Source organism: Flavobacterium sp. (genome assembly GCF_043722275.1).
In the GTDB taxonomy this organism is placed as follows: Bacteria; Bacteroidota; Bacteroidia; order Flavobacteriales; family Flavobacteriaceae; genus Flavobacterium.
Window position 1 is genome coordinate 1 of sequence record NZ_JAYSPC010000043.1, and the last position, 18,837, is coordinate 18,837.

At 34.8% G+C, this 18,837-nt stretch carries 15 protein-coding genes and 2 riboswitches; of the genes, 14 read left to right on the forward strand and 1 reads right to left on the reverse strand.

Features of this window, described 5'->3' with window-relative positions; genetic code table 11:
• Positions 1 to 44 precede the first annotated feature (44 nt).
• A riboswitch (SAM riboswitch) is annotated at positions 45 to 153 on the forward strand.
• A 78-nt stretch (positions 154 to 231) separates the two neighbouring features.
• The 5 genes from ACHZDT_RS05460 (at position 232) to ACHZDT_RS05480 (ending at position 6,103) form a co-directional block, all read left to right on the forward strand.
• Positions 232 to 1,215, forward strand: a complete 984-nt coding sequence (locus ACHZDT_RS05460; RefSeq protein WP_394773630.1) for an alpha/beta fold hydrolase — start codon at positions 232 to 234, stop codon at positions 1,213 to 1,215.
• A gap of 1 nt (position 1,216) precedes the next feature.
• Complete coding sequence (gene thrA, locus ACHZDT_RS05465; RefSeq protein ID WP_394773631.1) at positions 1,217 to 3,631, forward strand: bifunctional aspartate kinase/homoserine dehydrogenase I; 2,415 nt, start codon at positions 1,217 to 1,219, stop codon at positions 3,629 to 3,631.
• A 77-nt stretch (positions 3,632 to 3,708) separates the two neighbouring features.
• Positions 3,709 to 4,158, forward strand: coding sequence for an OsmC family protein (locus tag ACHZDT_RS05470; protein ID WP_394773632.1), 450 nt, complete (start codon positions 3,709 to 3,711; stop codon positions 4,156 to 4,158).
• Positions 4,159 to 4,256: 98 nt separating this feature from the next.
• Positions 4,257 to 5,429 carry a trans-sulfuration enzyme family protein gene (locus tag ACHZDT_RS05475; protein ID WP_394773633.1) on the forward strand — a complete coding sequence of 391 codons (1,173 nt, stop codon included), beginning with the start codon at positions 4,257 to 4,259 and terminating at the stop codon, positions 5,427 to 5,429.
• Between the two features lie 263 nt (positions 5,430 to 5,692).
• The gene (locus ACHZDT_RS05480) at positions 5,693 to 6,103 is read left to right on the forward strand and encodes an Rrf2 family transcriptional regulator (RefSeq protein ID WP_213294888.1); all 411 of its coding nucleotides are present in this window, start codon (positions 5,693 to 5,695) and stop codon (positions 6,101 to 6,103) included.
• 254 nt (positions 6,104 to 6,357) lie between these two features.
• On the opposite strand, the gene ACHZDT_RS05485 is transcribed toward ACHZDT_RS05480, so the two are convergent.
• Positions 6,358 to 7,140: a sulfite exporter TauE/SafE family protein gene (locus ACHZDT_RS05485; protein WP_394773634.1), complete on the reverse strand. Its 783-nt coding sequence runs from the start codon at positions 7,138 to 7,140 to the stop codon at positions 6,358 to 6,360.
• 293 nt (positions 7,141 to 7,433) lie between these two features.
• Between ACHZDT_RS05485 and ACHZDT_RS05490 the strand changes: the two genes are divergently transcribed.
• The 9 genes from ACHZDT_RS05490 to ACHZDT_RS05530 all read left to right on the forward strand — a co-directional run bounded on the left by ACHZDT_RS05490 (position 7,434) and on the right by ACHZDT_RS05530 (position 18,710).
• Entirely contained in the window at positions 7,434 to 8,351 is a 918-nt protein-coding gene (locus ACHZDT_RS05490) for a sulfite exporter TauE/SafE family protein (protein WP_394773635.1), read from the forward strand.
• A gap of 24 nt (positions 8,352 to 8,375) precedes the next feature.
• On the forward strand, positions 8,376 to 9,086 hold the full coding sequence (locus tag ACHZDT_RS05495) for a phosphoadenylyl-sulfate reductase (protein ID WP_394773636.1): 711 nt from the start codon (positions 8,376 to 8,378) through the stop codon (positions 9,084 to 9,086).
• Between the two features lie 458 nt (positions 9,087 to 9,544).
• The gene (gene cysD, locus ACHZDT_RS05500; protein ID WP_140508018.1) at positions 9,545 to 10,444 is read left to right on the forward strand and encodes a sulfate adenylyltransferase subunit CysD; all 900 of its coding nucleotides are present in this window, start codon (positions 9,545 to 9,547) and stop codon (positions 10,442 to 10,444) included.
• Positions 10,445 to 10,600: 156 nt separating this feature from the next.
• On the forward strand, positions 10,601 to 11,845 hold the full coding sequence (locus ACHZDT_RS05505) for a sulfate adenylyltransferase subunit 1 (protein WP_394773637.1): 1,245 nt from the start codon (positions 10,601 to 10,603) through the stop codon (positions 11,843 to 11,845).
• Positions 11,846 to 11,955: 110 nt separating this feature from the next.
• Positions 11,956 to 14,046, forward strand: a complete 2,091-nt coding sequence (locus tag ACHZDT_RS05510; protein ID WP_394773638.1) for a nitrite reductase — start codon at positions 11,956 to 11,958, stop codon at positions 14,044 to 14,046.
• Positions 14,039 to 14,815 carry a uroporphyrinogen-III C-methyltransferase gene (gene cobA / locus ACHZDT_RS05515; protein ID WP_394773639.1) on the forward strand — a complete coding sequence of 259 codons (777 nt, stop codon included), beginning with the start codon at positions 14,039 to 14,041 and terminating at the stop codon, positions 14,813 to 14,815. The genes ACHZDT_RS05510 and cobA overlap by 8 nt, the downstream gene beginning before the upstream one ends.
• A 206-nt stretch (positions 14,816 to 15,021) precedes the next feature.
• Positions 15,022 to 15,603 carry a bifunctional precorrin-2 dehydrogenase/sirohydrochlorin ferrochelatase gene (locus ACHZDT_RS05520; RefSeq protein WP_394773640.1) on the forward strand — a complete coding sequence of 194 codons (582 nt, stop codon included), beginning with the start codon at positions 15,022 to 15,024 and terminating at the stop codon, positions 15,601 to 15,603.
• 161 nt (positions 15,604 to 15,764) lie between these two features.
• Complete coding sequence (locus ACHZDT_RS05525) at positions 15,765 to 16,817, forward strand: NAD(P)/FAD-dependent oxidoreductase (protein ID WP_394773641.1); 1,053 nt, start codon at positions 15,765 to 15,767, stop codon at positions 16,815 to 16,817.
• Positions 16,818 to 17,239: 422 nt separating this feature from the next.
• A riboswitch (SAM riboswitch) is annotated at positions 17,240 to 17,354 on the forward strand.
• 351 nt (positions 17,355 to 17,705) lie between these two features.
• Positions 17,706 to 18,710, forward strand: coding sequence for a homocysteine S-methyltransferase family protein (locus ACHZDT_RS05530; RefSeq protein ID WP_394773642.1), 1,005 nt, complete (start codon positions 17,706 to 17,708; stop codon positions 18,708 to 18,710).
• Positions 18,711 to 18,837 lie beyond the last annotated feature (127 nt).

The following is an 18,837-nucleotide window of genomic DNA, read 5'->3' on the forward strand; positions in this document are numbered from 1 at the left end:
AATTAGTAGTTAATTTGCACCTTTAAGTTCAAAAACGTATTGAAATGTTATAAAGAAAGGACGAGGGATTAGACCCGATGAATCCTTAGCAACCCTTCGTTAATTCGAAGAAGGTGCTGCATTCTACCACGCCCAAACGTGGAAAGATAACAACAAGAATTTTTCTAGTTTCATTCTAGTACTTTCTTTCTAATATTTCCACATACAAATCAATAATAAAAAGATTTGAAATTGGAAAATATACCAAGTCCCATTATAATTCATGATTTCATCACCGAAAGTGGTGCATCATATCATTCCTTACCATTAAGTTTTACCATTTCTGGTTTGCCATTATATAGCGCGCCTATTGTTTTGGTCAATCACGCTTTAACCGGAAATGCTCAGGTTACAGGTGAAAACGGCTGGTGGAATGATTTAATTGGCAACGAAAAAACAATCGATACCCACAGATATACCATATTGGCATTTGACGTTCCCGGAAACGGAAATGATTCGTTTGTAATCGAAAACTATCAGGATTTTACAACCAGAGATATTGCCCGTATTTTTATAAAAGGCTTAGAAGCCTTAAATATTCAACAGGTTTACGCTATTATTGGCGGTTCTGTAGGTGGAGGAATTGCCTGGGAAATCCTTGCACTAGAACCTCATATCACACAAAACTTAATTCCAATTGCTACAGATTGGAAATCTACAGACTGGATGATTGCCAATTGTTATTTACAAGAGCAAATCCTTAACAATTCTTCAAAACCTATTGAAGACGCCAGAATCCATGCAATGTTGTGTTATCGATCTCCTGAATCATTCAAAGAAAAATTTCAACGCACGATCAACAACCAACTTTTGATTTTTAATATCGAAAGCTGGCTCGCACATCACGGCGAAAAATTACAAAAGAGATATCAATTGGCATCGTATAAGCTGATGAACCAATTGCTCAAAACCATAGATATTACCAGAAATAGTGCCGATTTCGAAACTTTAATGTCCAGAACAAATGCAGCGATTCATATTATCGGAATCAACTCTGATTTGTTTTTTACACCAAAAGAAAATCGGGAAACTTTTAATGAATTAAAAAAGTTCAAAGACAATGTCTTTTACAGCGAAATAGATTCTGTTCACGGACATGACGCTTTTTTAATCGAGTACAAACAATTAGATCATTTACTTGCCGATATTTTTAAGGCAGAAACAATAGAAAAATAAAATGAAAATATTAAAATTTGGAGGTAAATCATTATCAAATGGAGAAGGACTTAACAAAGTAGTTTCAATCATTTCTGATAAAGTAAATCAAGGAGAACAAATTGCAGTTGTCGTTTCCGCTCGTGGAAAAGCCACAGATGAATTAGATTATATTTTGAAACTTGCCGCTAAAAACGGTGATTACAAACCATTATTTCAGAATTTCAAAACCTATCAAATTTCAGATTATCCTGAGGTAGATTTATCTGAAGAATTTAATATTTTAGAAAAACTTTTTGAAGGAGTTAGTTTAATTGGAGATTACAGCAACAAAATCAAAGATCAGATTTTGTCTAAAGGCGAATTGCTTTCGGCAAAATTATTAACTGCAATTTTAAAAGAAAAAGGAATTCCGGCTAATTTTGTTGATTCACGTGAATTACTTAAAACCGATTCAAAATTTGGGGATGCACAGCCTCTAGAACAACTTTCTAAGAAAAATGTCATTAATTATTTTAAACAGCATAACGGTTCAACGGTTAATATTGTAACCGGTTTTATTGGTTCAAACAATAATAATGATACTACAACTTTAGGCAGAAACGGCAGTAATTATACAGCATCGTTAATTGCTAATTATTTAAATGCCGAAGAACTTCAAAACTTCACGCACGTTGACGGAATTTATACGGCAAATCCTGATTTGGTTGCCGATGCTAAAAAAATCGAATTTTTATCTTTTAATGAAGCGAATGAGTTGGCGAATTTTGGAGCAACTATTTTGCATGCCAAAACAATAATCCCTTTATTAGAAAAAAATATTCCACTTCGTATTTTAAATACTTTCAATCATGAAAATCGCGGAACTTTAATTACTTCAGATTCGACTAAAGAAGGAATTAAAACACTTTCGGTTTTAGAGAATTTATCATTGGTAAATCTTGAAGGTCGCGGATTACTTGGAAAAGCAGGCGTTGATGCGCGAATTTTCAAGGTAATGGGCGATCATAATATCAGCGTAAGTATTATTTCGCAAGGTTCTTCAGAAAGAGGAATCGGTTTGGTTGTCGCTACAGATAAAGCAACTACAGCAATGATCGAATTAGAAAAAGAGTTCGAAAACGACTTTTATTCTAAAGATGTAAACCAGATTACAGTAACAGATAACGTTTCGGTCATTTCGATTATTGGTCAGGATTTAAGTACTTTCCACAAACCATATACTGCATTAATTAAAAATAAAATTGTTCCAATTTTGTTTAACAACACCGTTACGGGTAAAAACGTGAGTTTGGTTGTTAAAAAATCAGAACTTAATAAAGCATTAAACGTAATTCACGGAGAGATTTTTGGAGTTTCCAAGAAAATCAACATCGCTATTTTTGGTCACGGATTAGTGGGCGGAACTCTAATCAACCAAATCTTGGAATCTACCGCAGCGATCGAAAAACGTAAAGATATTAAGCTGAATGTTTTTGCAATTGCGAACTCTAAGAAATTACTTTTAAATAAAAATGGCGTAACTTCAAACTGGAAAAATGACATTCAGAAAGACGGACTTGAATATACGATCAATGATGTAATTGCGTATGCAAACCAACATCATCTTGAAAATTTAATTGCGATTGATAATACCGCAAGTACCACTTTTGTAGAAAATTATATTTCGTTGATAGAAAGTAGTTTTGACTTGATTTCATCTAATAAAGTTGCCAATACATTAAGCTATGGTTTTTATAAAGAATTGAGAAAATCTTTAGCAGATAATCAGAAGAATTATTTGTACGAAACTAATGTTGGTGCAGGATTACCATTAATTGACACCATAAAATTATTACATCTTTCGGGTGAAAATATCACAAAAATAAAAGGAGTTTTCTCAGGAACTTTGAGTTATTTATTCAATAATTTTTCTTTAAAAGATGCTCCTTTTAGCGAGATTCTGCAAGAAGCAATTGATAACGGATATACAGAACCGGACCCGCGTGAGGATTTATGCGGAAATGATGTAGGAAGAAAATTATTGATTTTAGCCAGAGAATTAGATTTACAAAATGAGTTTGAAGAAATCTCTATTCAGAATTTAATTCCGGAACATTTACGTGATGGAAATGTTGCTGATTTCCTGACTAAACTAAAAGAATTTGACCCAATTTACGAGAAAATAAAAGCCGATCAAAAACCAAATCACGTTTTAAGATACATTGGTGAATTGTCTGGAGATTTACAAAACGACAAAGGAATTCTGGAAGTGAAATTAGTTTCAGTACCATCAGATACAGCTTTAGGCGGATTAAAAGGTTCAGATTCTTTCTTCGAAATATACACAGAATCTTACGGAGATCGTCCAATTGTAATTCAGGGAGCCGGTGCAGGTTCTGCTGTAACAGCGAGAGGAGTTTTTGGAGATATTTTAAGATTATCAGATAAAGGGTAATTGATTTTAGTCCCGAAGACTCGGGATAGAGTTCAGATTTTAGATTTTGAACTCAAACAAAACAAAAAACAAAAAACATGAAAGTAACCTTAAACAGAGTAAACGACGCGTTTCATTTTAAACTCAAAAATGAGCGTGGACATGTAGTTGATGTTGATAGCCGAGCCGAATTTGGCGGAAGCGATTTAGGTGCAAGTCCAATGGAATTAGTATTGATGGGAGTTGCGGGATGCAGTGCCATTGATATGATTTCGATTTTAAAGAAACAGCGTCAGGAAATAACCTCATTTAATGCTGAGGTAGAAGGTGAACGTGTACAAATTGGCGAAGCAAAACCTTTTAAAGAAATCAATGTCGTTTTTTATCTAGAAGGCGATATCAACCCTAAAAAGGCACATCGTGCTGCACAACTTTCTTTCGAGAAATATTGTTCAGTAGCCAAAACGGTTGAACCAACAGCTACAATAAAATACAAGGTTGTTCTGAATAATAGCCCCCTAACCCCCGAAGGGGGAACTAGCAACTAATAAATGAAAAAATATTTTTGCTTATAATTAATATGAATTTCTCCGTATTCAACTCCCTTCCCATTGGGGAGCGTTGGGGAGGGGACAAAAAACACACAATGAACGAACAAGAACTTGGTTTTGAAACTCAAGCCATAAGAACACAATTAGAAAGAACTCAGTATCTGGAGCATTCGGTGCCACTATACTTATCGTCAAGCTTTGTATTTGAAGATGCCGAAGATATGAGAGCTTCCTTTACAGAAGAAAAGGAAAGAAATATTTACAGCCGTTTCAGTAATCCAAATACGACTGAATTTGTAGATAAAATTTGCAAAATGGAAGGCGCAGAAGCCGGTTATGCTTTTGCAACAGGAATGGCAGCAGTTTATTCAACATTTGCGGCTTTACTAAATGCAGGAGATCACATCGTTTCTGCAAGCAGCGTTTTTGGTTCAACTCATGCGTTGTTTATGACGTATTTCCCAAAATGGAATATTGAAACTTCGTATTTTGAAATCAACAAACCAGAAACGATTGAAGCTTTAATCAAACCAAATACGAAAATATTATACGCAGAGTCGCCAACAAATCCTGGTGTTGATGTAATTGATTTACAATTGTTGGGAGATATTGCTAAAAAACACAATCTGATTTTAATTATCGATAACTGTTTTGCAACGCCATATATTCAGCAGCCAATAAAATTTGGCGCACATTTAGTAGTACATTCCGCTACAAAATTAATTGACGGACAAGGTCGTGTTTTAGGTGGAGTGACGGTTGGTAGCGAAGATTTAATCAGACAAATTTATTTGTTTTCAAGAAATACAGGTCCGGCTTTGTCACCATTTAATGCCTGGATTTTATCAAAAAGTTTAGAAACTTTAGTAGTTCGTGTTGAAAAGCACTGTGAGAATGCATTAAAAGTTGCGGAGTTTTTAGAAGCGCATCCAAATGTGAATAGTGTGAAATATCCATTCCTGAAATCACATCCGCAATATGAAATCGCTAAAAAGCAAATGCTTTTAGGTGGTAATATTATTGCATTTGAAATCAAAGGCGGAATTGAAGCAGGGCGACAATTTTTAGACAAAATAAAACTGTGTTCATTATCAGCTAATATTGGTGATACAAGATCAATTGTAACACATCCGGCTTCAACAACACACAGTAAATTATCTGAAGAAGATCAATTAGCAGTAGGTATTACACAAGGTTTAGTGCGTGTTTCTGTAGGTTTAGAAACCGTAAAAGATGTAATTGCTGATTTAGAACAAGCACTTGCTTAATTCTAAATTTTAGATTTAAGACTTTAGATTTAAAAGTTAAAGACATTTCGATATATGTAAATAGCGATTTTCAGCTGTAAATAATACAGTGAAAATCGCTATTTTTTTAAACTATACTAATTTAGTAGAACTTAGTTTTTCATTCTGTTATTATTCTCGTTCAAAAAGCTTATTTTTGTTGCAGAAAAATATTCAGTTGTTATTTTAGCTTACCCGAAAGCTATCGGAACTAAAATCACATTCTAAATCTAAAATATATATAAGTGCTTTCAAAGAAAACAAAATACGGAATTAAAGCTTTAACATATTTGGCAAGGAGAGAAAATAACGAACCTGTACAAATTGCCGAAATTGCCAGAAGCGAACATATTTCGATAAAATTTTTAGAGAGTATTTTGCTTTTACTTAGAAATTCTGGTTTCCTTGGTGCAAAAAAAGGAAAAGGCGGAGGTTATTATCTGATAAAAGATCCCAAAGATATCAGTATGGCAAAAGTATATCGTATTCTTGAAGGACCAATTGCATTACTGCCTTGTGCAAGTCATAATTTTTATGAAAGATGCGATGACTGCGATGATGAAACCACTTGTGCAGCAAGACGTTTAATGATGGAAGTTAGAGATAATACACTTAAGATATTAGAAAGTAACTCTTTGGCAGATATCGCTTTTTAATTTTAAACCATATAAGTTATATAAGTTAATATAAGCGTTGCTTTAAAAATATCAGTTTTAGTAAATAAACTTATATTTTAAACCATATAAAGTTATATAAGGCAACATAAGCGTTGCTTTAAATATCAGTTTTAGTAAATAAACTTATATTTTAAACCATATAAGTTATATAAGGCAATATAAGCGTTGCTTTAAAATATCAGTTTTAGTAAGTTGTATTAAATGAACTTATATCACTTATATGGTTGGAGAAATTAAAATATCAGTTTATATCCGGCTATAAAAAGCATTATTGCAATAGCATTTCTAAGGAATAAATCAGGAACTTTTCCGCTTAACATACTTCCTATAACAATCCCCGGAAGCGATCCCATTAATAATTGAGCTAGTAAAACTAAATCGAGATTTCCCATTGAGGCGTGTCCAATCCCGGCAACAAGCGTTAAAGGAACGGCGTGAGCAATCTCAGTTCCTACCAAACGTGGCGTTGGCAAGAGCGGATAAAGAAAAAATAATGTAACCGTCCCTAACGCACCTGCGCCTATAGAAGTAAGAGTTACGGTTGCACCTAATAAAACGCCAATTCCTATAGTTAACATATTTTGAGTATGGCTTTCGCTATGAAATCGATCTCCGGCATGTTTTTGAGAAAGCACTAATAATTTCTTTTTAAATAAAATGGCAATTGATGTAAAAAGCAAAGCCCAGCCTAAACTATATTTTATGACAGCATTTATAGTCGAAATATCTGTTTTAATACTGTTCAAAATCCACAAAGTCAGCAATGCTGCAGGAACACTTCCTAAAGTAAGCCAGCCCGTAATTTGCCAATTGATATTGCCTTTTTTATGATGTACAAATACGCCTCCCATTTTAGTAAACGCAGCATATAATAAGTCCGTACCTACTGCCGTTGTTGGTGGGATTCCAAACCACAATAAAATTGGAGTCATTAAAGAACCGCCTCCAACACCTGTCAACCCTACTATAAAACCAACGACTAAACCTGCAATAACAAGACCTATTTGAAAATCCATCTATAAATATTTACTGTAAAAATAACAACAATTTTATAATTATCCTATGGATGTGGTAGACATTAAAAGGCTATTTTAATAATGGAGATAATTCAGTTGTTATGTTGTTGTTTTGTAGTTATTTACCTGTTTTAACTTATTCTCATAATTTGTGAAATTCCCTGAAGTGCTTTTCAAGTTAAATGAAAGAGAACTAGAGATGTAAAAAAATTAAATATTACTTTGATATTTAGAAATAAGTAGTAATTTTGCGTAGTAATCTATTAAGCCGATAGGGTAATAGTTTAAATAAAATGAAACATTATCATATGGAGAAGGAATTAAAAATAAACAGTGTTGATTTTAAGTCTGATACAGCGCTAAAAGAAAAATTATGGGTAGCAATACCTGTTGCTTTATTAGTGGGTTTGTTGACGGTATTAATATACAATCATTACGCTGATTTTTCCTGGAACGGACTTGTTGAAGGTTTTAATGAGGATTTTCTAGCCTTTTTCCTGATAGGTGTTTTTGCACAATTAGTTGATGGTACTTTAGGAATGGGTTACGGAGCAACTTCTACGTCATTTTTATTAGCTTACGGAGTTCCGCCGGTTATTAGCAGCACAGGAGTACACGTTGCAGAAATGTTTACAACCGGAGCATCGGCAATTTCGCATCATCGATTTGGGAATATCAATAAAAAGCTGGTAAAAAATTTATTAATCCCAGGAGTTTTAGGTTCAATTATTGGAGCTTATTTATTGTCAGATGTTATTAATGGAGATGTTATAAAGCCATTTATTGCAGTTTATATGATTGTTTTAGCGGTTATAATTATCAGAAAAGCATTAAAAAAAACAATCGTAAAAAAGAAAACTAAGAAATTAGGAATTCTTGCCACTTTTGGAGGTTTTATGGATGCTGTTGGCGGCGGAGGCTGGGGTCCAATTGTAACTTCGACGTTATTAGGAAGAGGAAGAAACCCAAGATATACAATAGGTTCTGTAAATGCTGCCGAGTTCGCGGTTTCATTTGCCAGCGGAATCACTTTCATGCTTTTTGGCGGAATCCACGGTTGGCAGGTTATTATAGGTTTAATTGTAGGAGGAGTAATTGCAGCGCCGGTTGGAGCTTATTTGGTAAACAAAATCCAAAGAAAACCAATGATGATTGCAGTTGGAATTTTAATTATATTATTGAGTTTAAAAACATTATCTAAATTATTGTAATAGATTTTTACGAAGGAGAATAACATGAATGCAAAAGATATAACAGTATTATTAGACATAACAAAGGATTTTTCGCTTGACGAAACATTAATTTTTTTAGCCAATCAATATCCGGGAAAAGTAATTTTTTCAACTTCTTTTGGTCAGGAAGATCAGGTCATTACAGATTTTATTGCAAAAAGTAATCAGGATATTACCATTTTTACTTTAGATACCGGAAGGTTATTTCAGGAAACGTACGATGTTTTTCATAAGACATTAAAAAAATACAAAAAACCAATTGAGGTTTATTTTCCGGAAGCAACAGCGGTAGAAAGTTTACTGAAGCAAAAAGGACCAAACAGCTTTTATGATTCGGTTGAAAACAGAAAAGAATGTTGTTTTATTCGAAAAGTAGTTCCGTTAAGGAAAGCTTTAGCAGGAAACTCAGTTTGGATTACAGGTTTAAGAGCTGAACAATCTGAAAACAGAAACGACTTGCAATTGTTTGAATACGACAGAGGTTTCGAAATCATCAAATTCAATCCGTTATTAAAATGGACTTTAGAAGAAGTTGAAACGTATTTATCAGAAAACAATGTTCCTCAAAATGCTTTACACAAACAAGGCTTCATAAGCATAGGCTGTGCGCCATGTACAAGAGCCATTTTTCCTGGCGAAGATATCAGAGCCGGAAGATGGTGGTGGGAATCCAGCCATAAAGAATGTGGTTTGCATGGGGCGAAGAAGGAGTAAAGAGGCAAGATTAGAGAGGCAAGATTAAAGAGAATAGAATAAAGAATATAGATTTTAAGTTCCGGAGGAACGATTCATATTGTAGCGTCGGGTTTCAACCTGATGGAGGAGAAATGTTCATATTGTAGCGTCGGGTTTCAACCTGATGGAGGAGGAACGATTCATATTGTAGCGTCGGGTTTCAACCCGATAGAGGAGGAACGATTTATATTGTAGCGACGGGTTTCAACCCGATGGAGATTCCAAAAATGGATTTTGATCGTTGAAATAGAAAATAATTTATATTGTAGCGTCGTCCCGAGATTTCGGAATAACCTGATGGAGATATTTCAAAAACGGGTTTCAATCCGTTGAAAAACAAAAACAAAAAACACAGCATAACGATAGTCTTATAGGTTTTAGATTAAACTCACAGCGATCTGAAACTAAAAACTGTCAAGCATTAAACAAAATATCAAATGAGTTCAGTATTAAAAACAAACGCTTTAGAGAGTGAAGCGATATACATTTTCAGAGAAGTAATTTCGCAATTTGACAAACCTGTTTTACTTTTTTCTGGAGGAAAAGATTCTATAACATTAGTGCGTTTGGCACAAAAAGCATTTTTTCCTGCTAAGATTCCGTTTCCTCTTTTGCATGTTGATACAGGACATAATTTTCCTGAAACAATTGCTTTTAGAGACAAATTGGTTGAGGAATTAGGATTGGAATTAATCGTTCGTAATGTTCAGGATGCTATTGATGAAGGAAAAGTTGTTGAAGAAACCGGAAAATATTCCAGTAGAAACAGTTTGCAAACGATCACACTTTTAGACGCTATCGAAGAATTTAAATTTGATGCTTGTATTGGTGGCGCGCGTCGTGATGAAGAAAAAGCAAGAGCAAAAGAACGTATTTTTTCAGTTCGTGATGACTTTGGTCAATGGGATGAAAAAAACCAGCGTCCGGAGTTATTTGATATTTTGAATGGAAAAATAGAAAATGGACAAAACGTTCGTGTTTTTCCAATTTCAAACTGGACAGAATTAGATGTTTGGAGTTATATCGAAAAAGAACATATCGAGATTCCATCAATCTATTTTTCACATAAAAGAAAAGTTTTTTTGAGAGACGGTTTAATCTGGTCGCATTCTCCTTTTGTGTACCAAGAAGAAGACGAACAAATCGAAGAAAGAATTGTTCGCTTCAGAACCGTTGGAGATATGACTTGTACTGCTGCAGTTGATTCTTATGCCGAAACCATTCAGGAAGTTGTTGGAGAAATCAGAACTTCGACAATTTCTGAAAGAGGAGCCAGAATCGATGATAAACGTTCTGAAGCCGCAATGGAGAAAAGAAAACAACAAGGGTATTTTTAATTATTAATTGTGAATTATAAATTATTAATGCAATTCAGAATTAATTAAAAGTTAGATCAAAAAAACATACAGCTTTTAAAATTTAGTGAAAGCGTTTCAACAACTTGAAACATTAAACTTGAAACAAAAATTTTAAACCTGAAACAAAATAACAGAATGGAAGTTTTAAAAATAGCAACAGCAGGAAGTGTAGATGACGGAAAAAGTACTTTGATTGGAAGATTATTGTACGATACAAAATCATTGACGACTGACAAAATAGAAGCAATCGAAAAAAGCAGTAAACAAAAAGGTTATGATTATCTTGATTTTTCATTGGCAACTGATGGTTTGGTAGCCGAAAGAGAACAAGGAATCACGATTGATGTTGCGCATATTTATTTTTCGACTGCAAAGAAAAGTTACATTATTGCCGATACTCCGGGTCACGTAGAATATACCAGAAACATGGTTACGGGAGCATCGACTTCTCAGGTTTCTATTATTTTAATTGATGCCAGAAAAGGAGTAATCGAGCAAACGTACCGTCACTTTTTTATCAATAATTTATTGAGAGTAAAAGAGGTAATTGTAGCGATCAACAAAATGGATTTAGTTGATTATTCTGAAGAAGTTTACAACAAAATCAAAGCAGATTTTCAGGCATTAAATGCTAAAAGTACTTTCAAAGAACAAAACGTAAGTTACATTCCGTTAAGTGCAATCAATGGCGGAAATGTGGTTGATCAGTCAAAAGATATGCCTTGGTATGATGGACAAACCGTTTTAGAGCATTTAGAAGGATTACATTCTTCGGATGTTTTTGAAACAGGAAAAGCACGTTTTCCGGTTCAGACTGTTATTCGTCCAAAGACAGAAGAATACCATGATTTTAGAGGTTACGCAGGAAAATTATACGGAAACTCCATTAAAGTGGGGGATGCTGTAACAGTTTTGCCTTCTTTAACCGAATCAAAAGTAGCAAAAATACATTTTTTCGATAAAACATTTGATGAAGCCGTTGCAGGTTCTTCGATTACAATCGAATTAGAAAATGATATCAATGTAACAAGAGGGGATATGATTGTAAAATCATCAGAACTTCCAAAAATTGAAAAAGAAATCACCACAACAGTTTGCTGGATGGACAGTAAAAAACTGGTTGCAGGTACAAAATATATCGTTCAGCATAATACCAATTCAGTTTTGGCAAAAGTAGAAAGTATCAAAAATACCATCTCAACTGATTATTCCGGAACGAAAGAAGCTTCACAATTAGCCATAAACGAAATTGGGGAAGTAACTATTAAATTAAGTAAGCCCTTATATTTTGATGCTTACAACGACAATAAATCAAACGGAGCTTTTATCTTAATTGATACCGCAACGAACACAACAGCAGGAGTAGGATTTATTAGGTAAATCCCCCAAGCCCCCGAGGGGGGAAATGATTAAAGAGTCTATAAAATAATAATACTCCAGTTTTACTCCTTCCCCTTCGGGGAGGGTTGGGGAGGGGAAAGCAAATAAAAATGGAAAGTTTTAGAACAGAAATAGAAAATCCGATTGTTCAGAAAGAGATCATCGATTTAGAAAAAAAGATTCATTTATTCCGTGGAGGAAAAATTGATGATGAGCGTTTTCGTAGTCTTCGTTTAGCGCGTGGAATTTACGGACAACGTCAGGAAGGCGTTCAAATGATTCGTATTAAGTTGCCTTATGGTAAAGTAACCAGTGAGCAATTGGTGCGTATTACTAAGGTTTCTGATGAATATTCTACAGGACGTTTGCACATTACAACGCGTCAGGACATTCAGATTCATTATGTAAGTCTTGACAGAACTCCGGAACTTTGGGCAAATCTAGCAAAAGACGATGTTACCTTGCGTGAAGCTTGTGGTAATACCGTTAGAAATATCACAGGAAGCGAATTAGCTGGTGTAGATGTAAACGAACCATTTGATGTTTCTCCTTATGCACACGCTTTATTTCAATATTTATTAAGAAATCCAATCTGTCAGGAAATGGGACGTAAATTCAAAATTTCGTTCTCATCATCTGATGAAGATACGGCTTTGAGTTATTTACACGATTTAGGATTTATTCCAAAAATTGTTGATGGCGTTCGTGGTTTCAAAATCATGTTAGGCGGAGGTTTAGGATCTCAGCCAGCACATGCCGAATTACTTTCGGAATTTGTTCCTGCAAACCAAATCATTCCAACCGCAGAAGGGGTGATTCGTGTTTTTGACCGATACGGAGAACGTGCAAAAAGAATGAAAGCGCGTTTGAAATTTTTAATCAAAGAAATAGGAAGAGATACTTTCATGGATTTGGTCGAAAAAGAGAAAAAAGCAATCGCTTTTGAAACATACGAAATAGACACAACAGCTTTTGAAACTCCAATTCCCGAAACATTATTGCCAGTTCCGTCAGTAACTATTGATGATACTGCAGCTTATGAAGCGTGGAAAAAATCAAATGTAATTGCTCAAAAGCAAGAAGGTTATTCGGCTATTGGGATCAAAGTTTTATTAGGAGATTTTTATACAGATAAGGCAAGATTATTAGCAGATTTAATTAAGAATTACGCCGCAAACGAATTGCGTTTTACATTGCGTCAAAACATTGTAATTCGTCACGTAAAAAATGAAAATTTACCATTCTTTTATCAGGAGCTGACTAAATTAGGATTTGTAGATTTAGGATATAATTCTACCGCAGATATTACGGCATGTCCCGGTACAGATACTTGTAATTTGGGGATTGCAAGTAGTACCGGAATTGCAGAAGAACTTGAAAAAGTTTTAAATGCAGAATACCCACAGTACTTAAACAACCGCGAGATCGAGATTAAAATCTCTGGTTGTATGAATGCTTGTGGTCAACATAATATGTCTGCAATTGGTTTTCAGGGAATGTCGATCAATTCAGGAAAATTAGTAGCACCGGCATTGCAGGTTTTATTAGGAGGAGGAAGATTAGGAAACGGATCAGGACGTTTTGCTGATAAAGTAATCAAAATTCCAAGTCGTAGAGGACCAGATGCGTTGCGTACGATCTTAAATGATTTTGATGCCAATGCAAACGGAGAAAAATTCCTTAATTATTACGATCTAAAAGGAGAAAAGTATTTCTATGAAATTTTAAAACCTTTCGCAGACGTAACCAATTTAACCGAAGCTGATTTTGTTGATTGGGGAAATGCTGATAATTACGTAAAAGCAGTTGGAGTTGGAGAATGTGCCGGAGTTGTTATAGATTTAGTAGCGACTTTATTATTAGAAGCCAAAGATAAATTGACTTTTGCACAAGAATCTTTCGACGAAAATAAATGGTCAGATGCAATTTATCATGCTTACGCAGGATTTGTAAATGGTGCAAAAGCCTTGTTGCTTTCAGAAAACGAAAAAACGAATAATCACGCCGGGATTGTTGATTTATTTGACACCGTTTTTATTGCAACCGATAAAATTCAATTGCCAACAACATTTAGAGAATTAGTGTATCAAATCAATCAAACAGAACCTTCAGAAGCGTTTGCAAAACAATATATTCAGGAAGGAATTTCATTTTTTGATACAATAGAAAAATACAGAGCTCAAGAATTAGCAAATGCTTAATATCATAAAACCCAAAGTAACTTTAGTTGGCGCAGGTCCGGGAGATCCTGATTTGCTTACGCTGAAAGCCGTAAAAGCACTAGCTGAAGCGAATGTGGTCTTATACGATGCATTGGCCAATGAAGAAATATTAGCACACGCTCCTAAAAATGCCATCAAAATTTTTGTTGGAAAAAAAATAGGAAATCACACTTATACGCAAGATCAAATCAATCAGTTAATTGTAGATAATGCTTTAACGTACGGAAATGTCGTGCGTTTAAAAGGCGGAGATCCGTTTATTTTCGGGCGTGGAAGCGAAGAAATAGAATTCATAGAAAGTTTCGGAATCCCAACAATTGTCGTACCAGGAATTTCTTCGGTAGTAGCAGTTCCTGCAAGTCTTGGAATTTCGATTACAAAACGAGGAGTTTCAGAAAGTTTTTGGGCAATTACAGGAACAACTTCTGATAGAAAATTATCTTCAGATGTAGCTTTGGCAGCACAATCATCTGCAACAGTCGTTATTTTAATGGGAATGCACAAATTGCCTCAAATTATCGATTTGTTTCAAAAAGAAAACAAAGGCAATTTACCCGTAGCGATCATTCAAAACGGAACAACTTCTGATGAAAAAGTAGGCGTTGGAACAGTTGATTCGATTTTAGAAGTTGTAAAACAACAAAAGTTGAGTTCGCCAGCGATTATTGTCCTCGGCGAAGTTGTCCGCGAAAGCAATAAATTAAAAGGATTCTACGAAGAGTTTCTATCAAAAGAAATTGCAAGATAAAGTTCCGTAGGAACGATTAATATTGTAGCGTCGTCCCGAGGCTTCGGGATTAACCCGATGAACGCTTGATTATAACGTCGGATTTTAACTGGTTGTATAATAATAGCATCGGGGTTTCAACCGATGTTGTCAAAGAAGCGTCGAATTTTAATTCGACGTTGTTAAGAATAAATCATCTAATTTTGATTGGATGAAAATAAATTAAAATGGAACAGAACGAATTATATCCAATATTCTTAAAACTTCACAACCTGAATGTTTTAATTGTTGGAGGAGGAAATGTAGGATTAGAAAAGCTTTCTTTTTTACTAAAGTCAAGTCCAAATGCAAATGTTGAGGTTGTAGCACCGGATTTTCATTTAGAAATTAAAGTTTTAGCTGAAAATCATCCTTCAATTAAATTGACAGAGGCGAAGTTCAAAAAAAAGATGCTCAAAAAACGTCACATGGTAATTGCTTGTACCGATGATTTAAAAGTCAATAAAAAAGTATACGATTTATCCAGAAAGCGTTATTTGATTTGCAATATTGCCGACACACCGGATTTATGTGATTATTATTTAGGCGGAATCGTAACGAAAGGAAATGTAAAAATCGCCATTTCGACCAACGGAAAATCGCCAACAACTGCCAAAAGATTACGGGAGTTTTTTGAAGAAGTAATTCCGGAGGATATTAATAAAATGGTAGAAAACCTCAATGAGTATCGAAAGACGTTGAAAGGCGATTTTGAAGACAAGGTTAAAAAGATGAACGAAATTACCGCATCATTAAAAAATAAAGAATAGTAAGAGTTCCGGAGGAACGGTTCATATTGTAGCGTCGTCCCGAGGCTTCGGGATTAACCCGATGAAATGTTAGGCAGAGAAATCAATGATAAAAATCATTGTCAGAAGAATAAATTATTCGTTTCTTTGTGTTATTAAGAATGATTATAAACAACACCATAATGATTAAAACAGATATACTTATAATTGGAGCAGGACCAACAGGTTTATTTGCCGTTTTCGAGGCAGGATTATTAAAATTAAAATGTCATATTTTAGATGCTTTACCACAAGCAGGAGGACAACTTTCAGAATTGTATCCAAAAAAACCTATTTATGATATTCCTGGTTTCCCAGAAGTTTTAGCAGGAGATTTAGTTGATAATTTACAAGAACAAATTAAACAATTTGAACCAGGTTATACACTAGGAGAAAGAGCTGAAACAATCGAAAAACAAGAAGACGGAAGTTTCATTGTAACATCAAATAAAGGAACTAAATTTCACGCGCCGGTAATTGCCATTGCTGGAGGTTTAGGAAGTTTTGAGCCTCGTAAGCCACTTATTGAAGATATTGAGTTTTATGAAGACAAAGGAGTAAAATACTTCATTAAAAATCCGGAGAAATTCAGAGATAAAAGAGTTGTAATTGCCGGAGGAGGAGATTCAGCATTAGACTGGAGTATTTTCCTTTCGAATATAGCTTCAGAAGTAACTTTAATTCACCGCAGAAACGAATTTAGAGGAGCTTTAGATTCTGTAGAAAAAGTACAGGAACTAAAGACATCCGGAAAAATCAAACTAATTACCCCCGCAGAAGTAATCGGTATTAATGGTGCTGAACATATTGAATCGTTAGATATCGAAGAAAATGGTGCACATCGTACTATTGAAACAGATTATTTTATTCCGCTTTTCGGATTAACACCAAAATTAGGCCCAATCGCAGACTGGGGATTAGATATCGAGAAAAATGCCATTAAAGTAAACAACGCATTAGATTACCAAACTAATATTCCGGGAATCTTCGCTATCGGAGATGTTAACACTTATCCAGGAAAATTAAAACTGATTCTTTGTGGTTTCCACGAAGCGACATTAATGTGTCAGGCAGCATATCAAATCATCAATCCAGGTAAAAAATATGTGCTTAAATATACAACAGTTTCAGGTGTAGACGGTTTCGACGGAACTCGTAAAGAAGCGCCGAAAGCAGTTGTTAAGGCGATTGTTTAGTCTGAGGTTCTGAGTTGCTAAGCGACTAAGTTTCTAAGATTTTATATATAAAGCTCAAACTTGTAATATAGTTTGAGCTTTTTTTATTCATAATGTATATAATCCCAACGGGATGTTATATTTATAGAATTACCGATATTTGTTGTTCGAAAACTCCATCGGGGATGACATATTAATTACATATCGCTCCGCTGGAGCTTTGGTCAAACTGATAATTGTTGGCTATAAACATTACGCTTCTCTGAAGCTTTTATATAAGTAAAGCAATAACTAGAGATTTAAACTTAGGACTTTATCTAAGTGTCTTAGTACCTTTAAAAAAAACTTAGAGCCTTAGTAACTCAGAACCTCAGAAACTTTAAAAAAACACTTGCAAATCGCGAGGCTATTTCATAGCTTTGCACTGTTCTTAAATTTATTGAAAGTTATCACGAAAGGCGGAGGGAAAGACCCAATGAAACCTTAGCAACCCTTTATCATAAAGAAGGTGCTACATTCTACTTTATACTAATTCATAGTATTAAAGATAGATAACACAAATACATAAAACGTATTTCCCAAAACTCTTCCTGACAACCATACAATATTATTTTACTGAATTCACTTCGGTATCATGAGCGAATCATTGGCGCATTTTTGCCAACATCGTTCCCGCTTTTCGTTGCAATCTTTTGCTTTTTAAAGAAAAAAGCAAAAGGATTTCCACTTCAATCGGGGCTAATGAGCCACAATAGTGAATTCTTGGAATTAAAGTGAATTAAAATAGCGTATCCTAACAGGTTTCAAAAACCTGTTAGGTATTATATATTCAAGATAAAAATTATAATTAAATAAAAAACTTAGCATCTTAGCGCCTTAGCGTCTTAGTGGCTAAAAGACAAATAAGTCATGGCAATAACAATTCAGGAAGCAATAAAAAAAAATATCCTAATCCTTGACGGAGCAATGGGAACCATGTTGCAGCGCTATAATTTCTCCGAAGAAGATTTTAGAGGAGACCGTTTCAAAGATTTCCCGCATCCGTTAAAAGGAAATAACGATTTACTATCCATAACACAACCACAGGCAATTCGCGATGTCCACGCTGCTTATTACGAAGCTGGCGCAGACATTGTAGAAACCAACACCTTTTCAGGAACCACAATCGGTATGGCCGATTATTTCCTGGAAGAGTACGTTTACGAATTAAACTACGAATCGGCTAAACTTGCCCGAGAAGTAGCCGATGAATTTACAGCCAAAAATCCAAATAAACCACGTTTCGTTGCCGGTTCAATCGGGCCAACAAACAGAACCGCAAGTATGTCACCAGACGTAAACGATCCGGGTTACAGAGCCGTAACATTTGACGATTTACGTATTGCCTACAAACAACAAGTAGAAGCCTTAATGGATGGCGGCTGCGATTTACTTTTGGTGGAAACCATATTTGATACCTTAAATGCTAAAGCAGCACTTTTTGCAATTGAAGAAGTAAAAGACGATCGTAATATCGATATTCCAATCATGGTTTCAGGAACAATTACTGATGCATCGGGAAGAACACTTTCTGGGCAAACAGTTGAAGCTTTCCTGATCTCAGTATCACATATTCCCTTATTAAGCGTAGGATTCAATTGTGCCCTTGGAGCCGATTTGTTGAAACCGTATTTAAAAACATTAGCACAACATACAAGTTTTAATGTTTCGGCACATCCAAATGCAGGTTTACCAAACGCATTCGGACAATATGATGAAACACCGGAACAAACTCAGGCTTTCATCAAAGAATATTTAGACGATAATTTAATTAATATCATTGGTGGTTGTTGCGGAACAACTCCGGATCACATCAGATTAATTGCAGAAGTTGCGAAGGGTTATAAGCCGAGAATAGCGCCAGTTTTTGCGTAACATTTACGTTTCCTGCAAGGTTTTCAAAACCTTGTGGGTATGATTTGTAACCGAATAAAAACTAAACCTACAAGGTTTCGAAAACCTTGCAGGTTGAATTGAGAATAAAAAGTTCCGTAGGAACGAA

What these genes read in the sequence shown, in the direction of transcription:
- thrA (WP_394773631.1), top strand. Translation starts at nt 1,217, where the DNA reads ATGAAAATATTAAAATTTGGAGGTAAATCATTATCAAATGGAGAAGGA.
- ACHZDT_RS05470 (WP_394773632.1), top strand. Translation starts at nt 3,709, where the DNA reads ATGAAAGTAACCTTAAACAGAGTAAACGACGCGTTTCATTTTAAACTC.
- ACHZDT_RS05475 (WP_394773633.1), top strand. Translation starts at nt 4,257, where the DNA reads ATGAACGAACAAGAACTTGGTTTTGAAACTCAAGCCATAAGAACACAA.
- ACHZDT_RS05485 (WP_394773634.1), bottom strand. Translation starts at nt 7,140, where the DNA reads ATGGATTTTCAAATAGGTCTTGTTATTGCAGGTTTAGTCGTTGGTTTT.
- ACHZDT_RS05490 (WP_394773635.1), top strand. Translation starts at nt 7,434, where the DNA reads ATGAAACATTATCATATGGAGAAGGAATTAAAAATAAACAGTGTTGAT.
- ACHZDT_RS05495 (WP_394773636.1), top strand. Translation starts at nt 8,376, where the DNA reads ATGAATGCAAAAGATATAACAGTATTATTAGACATAACAAAGGATTTT.
- cysD (WP_140508018.1), top strand. Translation starts at nt 9,545, where the DNA reads ATGAGTTCAGTATTAAAAACAAACGCTTTAGAGAGTGAAGCGATATAC.
- ACHZDT_RS05505 (WP_394773637.1), top strand. Translation starts at nt 10,601, where the DNA reads ATGGAAGTTTTAAAAATAGCAACAGCAGGAAGTGTAGATGACGGAAAA.
- ACHZDT_RS05510 (WP_394773638.1), top strand. Translation starts at nt 11,956, where the DNA reads ATGGAAAGTTTTAGAACAGAAATAGAAAATCCGATTGTTCAGAAAGAG.
- cobA (WP_394773639.1), top strand. Translation starts at nt 14,039, where the DNA reads ATGCTTAATATCATAAAACCCAAAGTAACTTTAGTTGGCGCAGGTCCG.
- ACHZDT_RS05520 (WP_394773640.1), top strand. Translation starts at nt 15,022, where the DNA reads ATGGAACAGAACGAATTATATCCAATATTCTTAAAACTTCACAACCTG.
- ACHZDT_RS05525 (WP_394773641.1), top strand. Translation starts at nt 15,765, where the DNA reads ATGATTAAAACAGATATACTTATAATTGGAGCAGGACCAACAGGTTTA.
- ACHZDT_RS05530 (WP_394773642.1), top strand. Translation starts at nt 17,706, where the DNA reads ATGGCAATAACAATTCAGGAAGCAATAAAAAAAAATATCCTAATCCTT.